Consider the following 16,490-nt stretch of genomic DNA (forward strand, 5'->3'; position numbering starts at 1 on the left):
TAATTTGATAACTAAAAATTTATTATTATTAAGTTTAAGGTGTTATCATCTCACTTATATTGGCAAGCTTAAAAAAGGCATACGATTAAGTTCATGCATATTCATAGGATGGAGAAAAAAATTACACATTGGTACGACGCCGAGTCGAAGATATTTTACAAATACTATTACGGAGATATTGAATACATAGACCTGATAGAAGACTGGTCTAAGCTTATAGCCGAAAACAAAATACCCAAGGGAGTCAAAAAGTTTATCCTGGATTACCGCAAAGCCAACCTGCTAACACCTCCACACATGGCTATGGAGATAGCTAATTTCTACAAAGAGAACATTTCCTGGTTCCATCATGCAAAAGTAGCGTTGATCATGCAAAAGCCCGAGCAGGTCGTAATCCCTATACTGGCCAATGAAGAATGTTCGGATGAGCTTGAATTCAGGCCATTTTACACCCTGGAAGCTGCTTTTAGCTGGGTGAACGGATAGCCTGCCCCTACCTATATTTTCACTTGTTAAAGATGAACCGCTCCGGCGGGTTCATTACCTATATTTCAGGGGTTTTTCCCCTTGAAAGTCAGGCCCTTCAGAAGATAACTTTACATTAATTCTACCAGGCAATACCGATAACATATCCCCGGACTGTGCCAACACGGATATGGTCTTTCAAGAATTTTGTTTTGCCCATTGACCTGATTTCTCAATAGTTAAAACTAGTGCTATTTGATATGAACAATAAAATTGAAAGTAGTAATATCGATACAAACAGCTCAGGTGCTACCGGTATTGATGCTTTGTCCCGTGAGCATGCCACCAAATCCAACGCTATTGAGATACCATCTATCACCCTCCCTAAGGGAGGCGGTGCGATTAAGGGTATCGATGAAAAATTTCAGGTCAATTCAGCCAATGGCACAGCGGGCTTCAGTATACCGCTACCACTGTCACCGGGCAGGAACAATTTCTCTCCATCTCTCAGCCTAAGTTACAACTCCGGGGCAGGGAACAGCATATTTGGATTGGGTTGGTCTCTTGGGATTACTTCCATAAAACGTAAAACAGATAAAACATTACCCCTGTATCAGGACAATGACTCTGAAGATACTTTTATGCTATCTGGTGTCGAGGACCTGATACCCTGGCTGGACAAAGATCAGGGAGCCTGGAAAGCCAGGATTTTAAAGCAGGACGGCTTAACCATAAAACAATACCGTCCAAGGATAGAAGGCTCATTTTCAAGGATAGAAAAGATCAGCGATGGTAACAATGTCTACTGGAAAGTAACTTCAGGCTCTAATATTGTGACTTTTTTTGGTTATTCTGATAATTCCAAAATTACTGACCCCTCAGACAGCAGCCGAATTTATGAGTGGCTGCCTGAATTTTCCTACGACAACAAGGGCGATTATATACTTTACGAATACAAGGAAGAAAACCTTGAAAATATCCCTAACACTTTGTTTGAAAAGAACAGGCAAAGTGGTACGGCATTGTTTACCAATAAATACCTAAAAAGGATTAAATACGGCAACAGAGATACATATTTTCCCTATCCTGACCAGCCATTCAATCCTGAGAAATATGCAGGGATATTTTTTTTCGATGTGGTTTTCGATTATGGCGAACATCATGGAGCCGCACCCTCACCGGAAGAAGTTCAACCCTGGGATTACCGCCCTGATGCCTTTTCCTCATATCGGTCTGGCTTTGAGATCAGAACCAGCAGGCGTTGCAGAAGAGTACTGATGTTTCACACATTTTCTGAATTGAATACTGGTATACCTACCCTGGTCCGCTCACTGGATGCCGGATATTTGTCTTCAACAGGATTAGAAGAAAAATCAGACCGCCCCTGCGAATGCTCTTATCTGACAGAAATAATACAAAAAGGTTATATAAGAAAGCAGGATGGCACCTACTCCGCGAAATCGTTGCCCGGGCTTACTTTCGATTACCAATGGCTGAGCTGGAATACCACGATCAGAGAAGTTCAGGATACCAGCCTCGTGCACGCTCCCGTCGGGCTTTCCAATGCGTACCAATGGGTCGATCTTTTCAGTGAAGGCATCAATGGCATACTTACGGAGCAGGCGGATTCGTGGTACTACAAAAGCAACCTGGGGCAGGATGCGCAGGGAGAACTTCATTTCACCCCGGCAAAACCGGTCATCCCTAAACCTGCTTTCTCAGGCCTCTCCGGAGGAGTGCTACAATTACATGACCTGGAAAGCGAAGGTTTGAAGCAGATAACCGTCAATTCTCCCGGTACTCAGGGGTATTTTGCTATGGATGATACAGGCCGCTGGGAGCCCTTCAAAGCATTTATACACAGGCTGGACATTAACCTGTCGGATCCTAACGTCCGCATGCTTGATGTCAACGGAGATGGCAAACCGGAAGTAGTTTTGGCCGATCAGGGAGCATTATGGTGGTGGGAGAATTTAGGCAAAGAGGGCTACGGCTCCGCACAACATGTACCCAAGCCATATGATGAAGAGCAGGGCCCAACTATGGTATTCAATGATCAGGAACAGCGTATTTTTCTGGCCGATATGAGTGGCGACGGTCTTACCGACATCGTGAGCATCCGGAATGGAGAAATAAGCTACTGGCCCAACCTGGGCTACGGCCATTTTGGTGCGAAAGTGACTATGGGCAACTCCCCTACATTTGACCTGCCTGACCTGTATAATCCTGATCAAGTTCATCTCGCAGACATCAGCGGTACAGGGACCACCGATATTATTTACCTGGGCACCAATGCATTTAAGGCTTACCTCAATTTTAGTGGCAATACCTGGAGCAGTGCTACGCTTATTGATCCTTTCTTTCCGGCAGAAAAGCCCAACGGGCTGCATGTAACTGACCTGGTTGGCAACGGCACCTCATGCCTCGTCTGGTCTTCGTCATTACCCGGCTACAAGCATTCCCCAATGAAATATATCGACCTGATGGGAGGGAAAAAACCTCACATTATGACCAGTTATGATAACGGGACGGGAAAAAAAACAGAAATAGCATACAAAAGCTCCACGCTTTACTATTTAAAGGATAAAAAAGAAGGCACACCATGGATCACAAAGCTTCCATTTCCGGTGCAGTGTGTGAGTAAGTTAGTCGTTACCGAAGAAGTAACGCAGGTACGGTTCGCCAGTGAATATTCCTATCATCATGGCTATTACGACCATGCCGAGAGAGAATTCAGAGGTTTTGGCCGCGTAGAGCAACTGGACACAGAGTATTTTGATATTTTCTCTCAGTCCGAAGCCAGCAATGTTGTTGCAAAGGAACACCATCAGCCGCCCATGCTGACCAAAACGTGGCACCACACCGGAGCCTGCACCAATCAAAAAGCTATACTCACACAATTCAAAAAAGAATATTGGCTCGAGGCTATCAAAGACATTGGTTTTGAAGCGGAAGCTGATGAATACGAGCTACCCGATGCCAAAATCGTCGGAGCACCAAACCTGGAAGGCAGTGATGTCGATAAGCTGACTGCCCATGAATACCGCGAGGCCTTAAGGGCATGCAAAGGCATGGTACTGAGGCAGGAAGTATTTGCCATGGACGCAGACGATACGCCGGAGCCAGCCAAGATAAAAAAGCAAGCAACGCCCTATACCGTAGCTACACACAACTGCATTATCCAACTTATACAACCCAAAAGCCTTAACCAACACGCCGTCTTTTTAGTAAACGAAAGCGAAGCAATTACTTACAGCTATGAGCGAAATGTAGAAGATCCCAGAATTGCACATAACTTCAATCTCAAACTGGATGAATACGGAAATATCCTTAAATCAGTCTCTGTGGTATATCCCAGGAAAAGAGATGAGGAGCTGCTGATCGATGAACCAACCGACAGCACACACATCAGAAAAGCCAGGCTACATGCCCGAAATGCCCAAAAGAAATGCCTGATAACTTTTACCGAAAGTGAATACACCAATGACTTCATAACACAGGAAACTTACCTGTTGCGACAAGGTTACCAAACACGCTCCTTTGAAATCACCGGACTAACCCCGCAGTCCGTATTTAAGCTCAGTGATTTTGAAAACCCTGACTCCTGGCAGGAAATAGAATATCACAAAACCGCTTCGGGCACTGCACCTCAGAAAAGGTTAATAGAGCACATCAAAACAAAATTTTATAACAATGACCTTACAGCTCCTTTACCCGATGGCCAGTTAGGACAATGGCCGTTGCAATATGAAAATTATCAACTGGCCTACACGCCGAATCTTCTACAGGACCTGTTCACTCCCAGCACACATGCGTTGCCCTTTGAAGTCACTGATAGTGATATGCTTGATGGCAAATACTACCAGGACAATACAAACTGGTGGATCAGGTCAGGAACCATGCAGTTTGTTGAGACCGGAGAAAGTATTGACGATGTCAAAAGCAGGTTTTTAAGCCCTATAGCTTATACTGATCCTTTTGACATCAAAACTGAAGTATTCTACGATCCATTGCACCTGTTCATCACCCGCACGCAGGATGCCCTGGACAATGAAACGCATGTGCTGCAGTTTGACTACCGCACCCTTTCCCCCATAAAGAGCCGTGATCCAAATGATAATATAGCATCTATACTCACCGATGAGCTAGGTATGGTCAAAGCCAGTTCCGTGGAAGGCAAAGACAATAATAATGACCTTACTGGTGAAGAGGGAGATCATCTCTCGGGCGTCGAGGCGTTAACTGATGATGCTGAACAAGCCCGAATTGACAACTTCTTCTCCATAGCACAGGCCGACGGTATATGTAATTATTCACAACTGGAAAGTGTAGCTCGTGACTTACTGCAGTCAGCCAGTGCCCGGCTGCTCTACAATCTGGATCAAAAACCTGTAGTGGTCGCCAGTATTGCCCGAGAAGAACACGCTTCGCTCGGTACGGAAAGTCCCTTAAACATCAGCTTTGAATACAGTGACGGCTTCGGCAAAGTGGCCATGAAGAAAGTACAGGCAGAAGCAGGCCTTGCCATAAAAGCTACCCAACAGCCCGACGGATCATATGATGTACAAGAACTGGATACCGGCAACCAGCTGCGGTGGGTTGGCAATGGCCGTAATGTACTTAATAACAAAGGCAAGCCGATCAAACAGTTTGAACCCTATTTTTCTGTTACCCCGGCATATGAAGATGCCCCTGAGTTGGTGGAAACAGGGGTAAGTCCCACCCTTTTTTATGACGCTGTCGGAAGGCTGATCAGGACAGAACTGCCCGACGGCTCCTTCAGCAAAGTTCAATTTGACTCATGGAAGCAATACATCTATGATACCAACGATACAGTAATTGACAGCAGCTGGTACCTCGAACGGATGGCTTTACCCGACAACAACCCTGAAAAGAAGGCTGCCATAAAAGCAGAACTGCATTATGATACACCATCCTGCATGATTCAGGATACGTTGGGCAGACCTGTGCTGGCAATTGACCATAACCGGTACAAGGATGCAGACAACAACCTGAAAAAAGAGCTGCTATATACCTACTCCGACATTGACATTGAAGGGAACGCTCTTTCCATAACTGATGCACGAGGAAACAAGGTAATGGAGTACCGGTATGATATACTCGGTCATAGGGTAGCTCAAAAAAGTATGGATGCAGGTATGCGGTGGATGTTAAACAATGCCCTAGGCAGCCCTGTCAAAACCTGGGATGAGCGCAAACATGAATTTTCATTTAAGTATGATGCCTTGCATCGCCCTACTCAAAAATGGGTAAAGGGAGGTGAAGGAAACGTACCGGTTAACATGCTTTTTGAGCGCATGATCTATGGAGAAGGCCAGCCAGATGACAAACTAAAAAATCTGCGTGGAAAGACCGCGGTTTTATATGACTCAGCTGGCAAAGTGATATCAGAGGCTTATGACTTCAAAGGAAATCTGCTTTCTTCCACCCGGATATTTGCAAAAGTATATAAGACCATACCCAACTGGGATGTGCCCAACCCTGATGACCTGCTCGAAGGGAGTGACTACACTTTTGAGTCCTCCACTGAATTTGATGCAGTAAACCGTCCTGTAAAACACACTACTCCTGATGGAAGTGAAACCATTCATTATTTCAATCCTGCCGGTTTTCTGGAAAAGGTAAGTCTGAAAAAAGGAAGTAACACCACGAACTATGTACAAAATATAGATTACGATGAAAAAGGGCAGCGAAAGAGTATATTGTACGGCAATAATGTGCTCACCAAATACGATTATGACCCTAAAACGTTTCGTCTCCGCCAGCTTCGCAGTACTAAGAACAACAATGAGGTACTTCAGGACCTGAAATACACTTACGACCCTACCGGGAATATTACCCAGATAGAAGATAAGGCTATTCCCACGGTATTTTATAGCAACCAGAAAATTAATGGTAAAAGTGAATATACCTATGATGCACTCTATCGGTTAATCGCCGCCTCCGGGCGTGAGCAAAATACCAACTCACCCAACTATGGTGCCGCCGACAACTGGAATGACGGCCATACGCAGATAAACCACAACAGCGGAGACCCTATGGCCATGCACGAATACACTCAAAAGTATCTGTACGACCATGTGGGAAATATGCTACAACTAAAGCATGTTGCCGGCACTCATTCATGGACGCGCGACTATGCTTACGAAAACAAAAACAACCGGCTGATCAGCACGGATATTGCCAATTCCAGCTACACCTACAAACATCATCCTCAACATGGTTACATTACCGAAATGCCACACCTGCCCTTTATGCAGTGGAATTTCAAAGAAGAACTGGCAGCTACTTCCAGGCAGGTAAAAAATGGAGGGACACCCGAAACCACATGGTATGTTTATGACTCCGGTGGGCAAAGGGTTAGAAAGGTCACCGAAAATCAAGCGGATCAGGGCAATACGCCAACCTTCAAAGATGAACGGCTTTATCTTGGCTCTTTTGAAGTTTACCGCCATGAAAATGGTCTGGAGCGGGAAACGCTGCACATCATGGACGACCAAAAGCGAATCTCCATGATTGATACGGAAACAGAACCTAAATTCTTCCTCGGCATTAAGATCGGCAGCACTGTAACCACCACCATCAGGTATCAGCTTAATAATCATTTAGGTTCATCGAGCCTTGAGCTCAATGAAAATGCAGAGGTCATCAGCTATGAAGAGTATCACCCGTATGGCACCACGGCTTATCAGGCCAAAAACGCAGCCATTAAAGCAGCAGCCAAGCGTTATCGCTATACTGGCATGGAGCGGGATGAAGAGACGGGGCTGGAGTATCATTCGGCGAGGTATTATTTGCCATGGTTAGGGCGGTGGTTGAGTAGTGATCCGTCCGATATCAATGATGGGCTAAATATGTACGCAATGACAGGAAATAGCCCCGTAAGATATAAGGATATCACCGGAGAGGATCGTTCGGAAACAGACTTAGTTGTACCAGCCGTCAAAGAGTACCTGCAAAAGAACAATATAACATTTGCCGGGGAGGCCACTTTTGAGTTATTAGATGATGCCGGTAAAGTAATAACTACCGGCAGATTTGATATCGTTTTCCGGGATCCCAGAAATGGACAATTGGTAATACCTGAACTTAAAGGTAAAGACATTAACAAGCTTCACGGAAACCAGCCCAAATATACACCTGTACTTGAATCTGCAGCAGGAGGAAAACTAAGGTTTACAGGAAAGAAAACTGGGGGATTGGGAATAGATCCAAAAAAGGTACTCCCTATCACAGGGGACAACTATTTCAGGATGTCTGTACACGATCTAAATAACTTTGGCGAATCCCTGGCGGAAATTACCGGAGGAAAACCCATTAAACATAAGTTTATTAGTGCTGATGGTGAAGCTAAATTTTTCACTTCTACCGATGAGTGGGGCAAATTCCTTGAAAGTAAAGGTTTGAAACCATCCGGAGAAAAAATTGTAAAAGAAGGCAGCGAAAAAGTAAAAAAAGAAGCTTTTGAAAAACTTCAAAAAGAAACATTGGAAAAACTTGGTAAGGAAACAACTGAAGAAGTAACACAATGGGGCATTAGAAAAGGTGGACAGAAACTTCTATCAACCTTTCCGGTAGGAGGTGTTATTGGCGAGTTTTTGTTTCCTGAACCAGATACAACCACTGGTCAGAAAATAATAAGAGGGGTGGGAGCAGAAATTGGTGTCGGGCCTCTGGATCTCACTACCGGTTACGACATAGTAACATCAGATACCGCAAATGATGTAGCGGAATGGTCCAAAGAAACATTTGTTAAGCCGGTTGCCGACTTTATGGGAGGATTGGAGTATGAAATCAAAAAAGGATGGTACCCTTTCTAAAAAATGAAAATTTAAAAATTTCATATTAATGCAGTAAAATCATCAAAGAACAAATATCCACATGAAAGGGCATAAACCTTAGCCAGGCTAAATTATACCAGACGGAGAGACGAATGAAGTTTTATTCTAATTGCATCCTGAAAGTTTTCGGGAGGTTGTAGCCATTTGAAGATAAACTTATTCACCTGTAAGAGTAATTAATAATACGTGGTTCTCACACAAGAATTTGAGCTACTTCTACGCATTTTAATAATATAAGTTTTAAGTTTTTCAACAACAATTAACAGGGTTTTTCCCCTTGATCAGACACTATTTAAAGTTATAAATTTACTATTACAAGCTCGCTATCCTGCCTAAGATCTGCCTTTAAAAGGATTTCCAAAAGACAATAGCAAAAGTGAAGTAAAAATAGCCTCTGGTATTACGCTGATAATTCACAAAGACTAAAATGAATGAGAAAATTCAAAGCCCGGATAATAAAAAGCAATCATTAAAAACCTCAGGGTTTAATGTATTGACTGAGGAGCGCTCTTCCGCATCCAATTCTATTGATATTCCTTCCATCTCTCTGCCAAAAGGCGGAGGCGCATTGAAAGGAATAGATGAAAAGTTTGCCGTTAACGCTGCCAATGGCACCTCAAGCTTTAGCATGTCTTTGCCACTTTCACCAGGACGCGGCGGGTTTTCACCTTCGGTCTCCATAAATTATAACTCAGGCAGCGGAAATGGAATTTTAGGCATGGGTTGGGCTTTTGGCATTACATCAATAAAAAGAAAAACCGACAAAGGCCTTCCGCTCTACCAGGATACTCATGAAAAGGAGGATACCTTTATTTTTTCCGGGGCTGAAGACCTGGTGCCCCTCTTGCAACAAAATAATGAGGGTGAATGGCTACCCAAACAATTTGAAGAGAACGGGTTCAGTGTAAAATGTTACAGACCTCGTATTGAAGGTGGTTTTTCAAAAATAGAACGAATAGGACACGCAATTCAGGGCGAGTTCTGGAAAGTAACTACCCGCGAAAACATAGTAACATTTTTTGGTTTAAACCACCTCTCACGCATTGCAGACCCCTCAGAAAATACCCGGATCTTTGAATGGCTTCCGGCCTTCGCCTATGACAATAAAGGAAATTGTGTCATTTATAACTATAAGGAAGAGAACCTTGATAAAGTACCAGCAACCATTTACGAAAAGAACCGGATCAACGGGATCTCACCCTTCACCAATAAATACTTAAAACGCCTCATATATGGCCATGAAACACCATATTATGCTGACCCTGCCAAACCTTATGAGCCTGAACTTCCTGAAAATACATTTTTCTTTGAGGCGGTTTTTGATTACGGAGAGCATGATGAAAGCCAACCGGTACCTGAGGAGTCTAATAGTCAGCTATGGGATTACCGCTCTGACCCCTTTTCGTCTGCTCGTTCTGGTTTCGAGATAAGGACAAACCGGCTATGTAAGCGAGTGCTGATGTTTCATCGTTTCCCGGACCTTAATTCAGGTACTGCTACTCTGGTACGTTCACTTGACTTTGAATACCTGACATCTGACGGATTAAAAGAAAAATCAACACGCCCCGCAGAGCTGTCATACCTCACCGGTATCATTCAGAAGGGCTATATTAAGAAAGCTGATAATTCTTACTCAGTAAAAGTCATGCCCAAAATGAGCTTTGATTATCAGTGGCTAAACTGGAATACAGAAATAAAAGCAGTTAAAGCCGAGAGCCTTTTAAATGCACCAACCGGACTGTCAAATAACTATCAATGGGTCGACCTCTATAGCGAAGGAATAAGCGGTATACTTACCGAACAGGCTAATATTTGGTTTTATAAAAGTAACCTGGGAGCCGATGAGCTGGGAAATGTAGAATTCACTCCGGCTAAGCCTGTAATGTCCAAACCTTCCCTGACGGGAATTTCTAGCGGCGTTTTACAACTACAGGACCTGGAATCTGGCGGTTCAAAGCAAGTAGTAATAAATTCCGACGGACTACAGGGCTATGTAGAGCTGGATGATACGGAAAACTGGCAACCCTTCGTCGCCTTCAAAAAGCATCTGGACATTAACCTGCGCGATCCCAATGTGCGCATGCTCGATGTTAATGGTGACGGCAAACCGGAAGTTGTACTGTCTGACCAGGGAGCCTTCTGGTGGTGGGAAAATGAAGGAAAAGAGGGCTATGGCGTTCCTCAGCACATACCCAAACCTTACGATGAGGAAAAAGGGCCTGCTATCGTATTTCAGGATCAGGAACAGCGCATTTTCCTGGCTGATATGAGTGGCGACGGGCTCACAGATATTGTGCGTATCCGTAATGGTGAAGTCTGTTACTGGGCCAACATGGGCTTTGGCAGGTTTAGTGCTAAGGTAACTATGGGTAATTCTCCCTTATTTGATACTCCCGACCTGTTCAATCCTGCCTATTTGCAATTAGCAGACATCAGCGGCACCGGGGCATCAGACCTGCTATATCTTGGCAAAAATTCCTTCCAGGCATATATCAACCTGAGTGGTAACGCCTGGAGTGAGAGTACACACATAGAACCTTTCGTAACCACCGAAACACCAAATAAAATTACGGTGACTGACCTGCTGGGCAATGGAACATCATGTATTGTATGGTCGTCGGAACTGAGCATCCATAAAAATGTACCCATGAAATACATTGACCTGATGGGAGGCAAAAAGCCTCATATTATGGTGAGCTATGAAAACGGTACCGGCAAAAAAACAGAACTGGAATATAAGAACTCTACATCCTATTATCTGGAAGATAAAAGAAAAGGCACCCCATGGATTACCAGGTTACCATTTCCTGTACAATGCGTAAGCAAATTAATTGTAACGGAAGAAATAACACAGGCCCGTTTCACTACTCAATACAGCTACCATCACGGGTATTTTGACCACTCCGAAAGAGAATTCAGAGGTTTCGGCCGCGTAGAGCAAACAGATACCGAGGACTATGACTTATTTATGCAAACCGGGGCCAGTAATGTAACACCTCCGGAACATTATCAACCCCCGGTACTTACTAAAACCTGGTATCATACCGGAGCATTCATTAACCGGGAGAGCATTCTAAACCAGTTTAAAAAAGAGTATTGGTATGAAGAACTAAAAAAGCAGGGCTTTGAAACAGGTTTTCAAGAGTACGCACTTCCCGATGCTAAAATAAATACTGAAAATCTCGCAGGTTTTGAGCCGGATAATCTCTGGGCCACCACATATCGCGAAGCATTGCGGGCATGCAAAGGCATGATACTCAGGAAAGAAGTATTCGGGCTGGATGCAACCGATACTGCTAACGCTGAGCAGCTGAAAAAACAATTAACACCATATGTGGTATCCACTCACAATTGTGGCATTCAACTGATCCAGCCTATGGCCGATAATGAATTTGCTGTATTTACAGTAAATGAAAGTGAGGCCATTACCTACAATTATGACCGCAACGCTGAAGATCCGCGTATAGCGCATACACTCAATCTGAGCATAGACGAATTTGGCAATGTGCTGGAATCTGCAACTGCAGCATATCCACGAATAAAAACCGAAGAGCTGCTGGCAGATAAAGCTACTGACAACGCCACTATCAGAAATGCCAAACTCCGTACCAGGAATGCTCAAAAACAACCCCTGATCACATACATAAAAAACGATTTCACCAATGACATCATTGACCCGACTGTCTATTTACTAAGAAAGCTGCATCAAACGCGCACTTATGAAATTACAGGTGTCTCTCCATCAAATGTCATATTCAAAATTGAAGAATTAAAAGGGCTGGATAGTTCACTTCCGGAGATAGCCTATCACCAAGCAGCGACTTCGGGAGCCGGACAGAAAAGGCTGATCGAACACATAAAAACAAAATATTATAATAACGACCTATCCGGCCCGCTAACTGATGGGCAGCTGGGAATTTGGGGTACTGGCTATGAGAGCTACCAACTGGCTTATACACCAAATCTGCTGCAAGACATTTTTACACCTGACGGAAATTCGGCAGCATTTGAGGTTACCGACGCTGACATGCTCAATGGTAAGTTTTATCAGGACAATGCAGCATGGTGGATACGCTCAGGAATCATACAATTTGTGACTATCGGGGAAACCATTGAGGATGCCAAAAACCGCTTCTTAACCCCATTATCCTATACCGATCCGTTTGAGAGCAAACTAGAGGTCTTTTATGACCCCTTCCACCTGTTTGCCAACCGCACTTTAGATGCCCTGGGTAATGAAGCCCGGGTATTGGCCTATAACTACAGGACACTGATGCCTTCAAAATCACTGGATTCAAATGACAATATCGGATCTGCCCTGGTCGATGAATTAGGACTTGTCAAAGCCAGCACCCTTGAAGGAAAGGATAGTAACAATGACCTCTCAGGAGAGGATGGAGACAACCTGTCTGGCCTTACAGAGCTTACTGATGCAGCCGAACAATCGTTGATCGATCAGTTTTTCTCTCTGGCGCAGGTCAACGATGTATGTGATTACGGGCAGCTGCAAAGTGTTGCCCGGCAACTTTTACAATCGGCCAGCGTGCGTATGGTCTATAAATTTGATCAGAAACCGATAGTTGTAGCCAGCATAACACGCGAAGAACACGCCATGCTTGGCACAGAAAGCCCACTGCAAATTAGCTTTGAGTACAGCGATGGTTTTGGCAAAGTAGCCATGAATAAAGTCCAGGCTGAGCCCGGAATGACAAAAAAAGCATCACCTCAGCCTGATGGTTCATGGAAAATTGAAGAGGTAGATACAGGCAACCAACTGAGATGGGTGGGCAACGGACGCACTGTGCTCAACAATAAGGGAAATCCCATCAGGCAATATGAACCATATTTTTCCGTATCTCCGGCTTATGAGTCTGCCCCGGCACTGGTAGAGGCGGGGGTTTCAGCACTTATGTTTTATGATGCTCCGGGGCGGCTCATTAAAACCGAACTTCCTGACGGCACTTTTATCACTACAGCGTTTGATCCATGGAGCAGGCTCTCCTTCGATGCTAATGACACCATAAAGGACAGTCAATGGTATCAGGAGCGCATAGACTTGCCTGACAATAATCCTGAAAAAAAATCGGCTGTTAAAACCGAGGTTCACTACAATACGCCTTCAACAGTTATGCTCGACATACTGGGAAGACCTATTCTCGTTATTGATCACAACCGGTTTGATGATGGCAATGGAGGTTTAAAGGAAGAACTTTTATATACACATGCCACCCTGGACATCGAAGGCAATGCCTTGTCGGTAACTGATGCCCGCGGCAACAAGGTAATGGAATACCGATATGACATGTTAGGCCACAGGGTAATGCAAACAAGCATGGATGCAGGCAAGCGCTGGATGCTCAATAATGTATTGGGGAATCCCGTGAAAACATGGGATGAACGCAAGTATGAATTTTCCTTTGTATACGATGTCTTACATAGGCTTATCGAGAAATGGGTTAAGGGTGGTGAACAAAGCGTACCTGTAAATATACTGTTTGAGCTCACTATTTACGGCGAGGGCCTGACTAATGACAAGTTAAATAACCTGAGAGGCAAACCTGCTTTTGTTTATGATTCTGCAGGAAAAACAATTTCAGAAACTTATGACTTCAAGGGCAACCTGCTTTCAGCTACCCGTGTATTTGCAAAAGACTATAAAACCATGCCCAACTGGGATGTACCTAGCCCGGATGACCTGCTTGAGGACAGTAATTATACATTTACTTCAAGCACAGAGTTTGATGCTATTAACCGCCCTTTAAAACTGATTAATCCCGATGGTAGCGAAACTATAAATGTATTTAATGCCGGCGGGCTGCTAGAAGCAGTAACATTAAAAAAGGGAAGCAGCACCACAGATTATGTTCAAAATATTGATTATGATGAAAAAGGGCAACGCAAGAGCATTTTATACGGAAACGGTGTGCAGACCAAATATGACTATGATCTCAGAACTTTTAGACTAAAAACACTAAGGACTACTAAAAGCAATAATGAGGTACTTCAGGATTTAAAATACACCTATGATCCGACAGGAAACGTCACTCAAATTGAGGATAAAGCCATACCTACCGTATTTTATAACAATCAAAAGATCACTGGCAAAAACGAATATACATATGATGCGCTGTATCGCCTGATAGCAGCTTCAGGTCGTGAACAAAGCACAAGCCAGGCCAGCTTTGGCCCTGGTGATAACTGGAACGACAGTCACGCTATTCTTAATCATAATAATGGCGATCCGATGGCCATGCATATTTATACCCAAAAGTACCAGTATGATCAGGTGGGTAATCTGCTACAGATGAAACATATTGCCGGTACCCACTCCCGGACACGCGATTATGTATATCAAAGCAAAAACAACCGGCTGCTGAGTACCGATATAGCCAACTCGAGCTATACCTATAAGCATCACCCTCAACACGGCTATATTATTGAAATGCCACACCTGCCCCTTATGAACTGGAATTTCAGGGAAGAACTGTCAGCTTCCGCCAGACAAATAAAAAATGACGGCTCACCTGAAACAACCTATTATGTGTATAACGGCAACGGTCAAAGAGTAAGAAAAATCACTGAAAATGAAGCTGATTCAGGAAATACACCCACTGTAAAAGATGAACGGCTCTACATAGGATCTTATGAAGTTTACCGAAATGAAGATGATCTGGAAAGGGTATCACTACATATAATGGATGATCAGAAACGCATAGCCATGATCGATACAGAGACTGAGCCGGTGATGTTTTTGGGAATTAAAATTGGCAGTACTTCTACCCAAACCATTCGCTACCAGCTCAGCAACCATTTAGGCTCATCAAGCCTGGAACTTACTGAAACTGCTGAAGTGATAAGCTACGAAGAGTATCACCCCTACGGCACCACAGCTTACCAGGCCAAAAATGCAGCAATAAAAGCAGCTTCCAAGCGCTATCGGTACACCGGTATGGAGCGTGACGAAGAAACAGGCCTGGAATATCACTCAGCCAGGTACTACCTGCCATGGCTCGGCAGATGGCTAAGCGCTGATCCTAAAGGTACAGAGGCCGGTATAAATGCTTACAGTTATTCCAATAATAATCCCATCATTCTGACAGATCCGTCAGGGTTGGATGCAAGGCTCACTGTGGATCAGGCTACGCATACCATTACTTATAGCAGTACTGTTCACTTTTATGGTACCCAGGCTGAGATTGATCAGGTAAGACCGGCAGCAGAAAGAGCAACACAATTCTTCACGGATGCTTCCGGCACCGTGCTTATCGATGGCACCAGGTGGACCGTTAATTATAATGTAAACTTTCAATATCATGAAACCGGAGCATCACCTCTGCCTACCGGCATTCAATCCATTATAGATCAACTAGTTGACCCTAATTCGCCGGTAGTTCCTAATATAACACAGGCTATTGGATTGCTCGGTTTGTATAGCGATGCACATCAAAGAAGCTTCGCTTCCGGTACGTCACAAGTGTCTGGTTACAGAGCTGGTGATAGCGTATTAACCTTCTCGGGACATGTTGGAGTGGGGCTTACCGTTCAGTTACTACCATCATTTCTCCCTATTATGCGGACCTTCCCAGAGCCTACAAGCAGGGCACTTATGGCCATCAACCCGGCTGTCGGCTCCTCTCCGGAGGCTCTTTTCCGTACTATTATTCATGAAGTAGGACATACCCTTGGTTTTGACGAAAGGTATGCCCCCGATGCTGCACATAGCCATCACGAACGTTTTGAAAGCGATTTCATGACATCACTGGATCCACGCACTGGCATAACGTTCGACCCCGGTCACCGGGAAGCATCGGCAAGTTTTGCCATTTATGCCGCCAATGGGCAAAATATAAACAATGCTACACTCAGAGATTTTTCAGTAGATAGTACCAGACACGGAAGTGTACCTCAATATAGGAATGGCATCAGGAATGAAGAGTACGACACATTACAAAGTACGCTAAGACAAGATGTATGGAGGAGGTTCAGACAACAACTTGCACCACCGCCACCATTGCCGCTAATACAACTGTTTCCTGGCCCTACAGACAGACAGTCTCCTGTTCAAATATTACCGAGGTATGATGAAAGGACGCTACCAGGAAGTATTGATGCATTTAGATTTCATTTTTAAGAGAAACTTTATAAGCAAACAGCAATATGTAA

General features: G+C 44.1%; 3 protein-coding genes. All 3 read left to right on the plus strand.

Annotation, left to right across the window (positions count from 1 at the left end; all coding sequences use genetic code 11):
- Positions 1–108: 108 nt before the first annotated feature.
- The 3 genes from LVD17_RS04765 (at position 109) to LVD17_RS04775 (ending at position 16,458) form a co-directional block, all read left to right on the plus strand.
- A complete protein-coding gene (locus LVD17_RS04765; RefSeq protein WP_233765098.1) occupies positions 109–486 on the plus strand; it encodes a hypothetical protein in 378 nt (125 codons plus the stop codon).
- A 239-nt stretch (positions 487–725) separates the two neighbouring features.
- A complete protein-coding gene (locus LVD17_RS04770) occupies positions 726–8,306 on the plus strand; it encodes a SpvB/TcaC N-terminal domain-containing protein (protein ID WP_233765099.1) in 7,581 nt (2,526 codons plus the stop codon).
- A gap of 448 nt (positions 8,307–8,754) precedes the next feature.
- Positions 8,755–16,458 carry a SpvB/TcaC N-terminal domain-containing protein gene (locus LVD17_RS04775; RefSeq protein ID WP_233765100.1) on the plus strand — a complete coding sequence of 2,568 codons (7,704 nt, stop codon included), beginning with the start codon at positions 8,755–8,757 and terminating at the stop codon, positions 16,456–16,458.
- Positions 16,459–16,490: the final 32 nt, after the last annotated feature.

The organism is Fulvivirga ulvae (genome assembly GCF_021389975.1).
In the GTDB taxonomy this organism is placed as follows: domain Bacteria; phylum Bacteroidota; class Bacteroidia; order Cytophagales; family Cyclobacteriaceae; genus Fulvivirga; species Fulvivirga ulvae.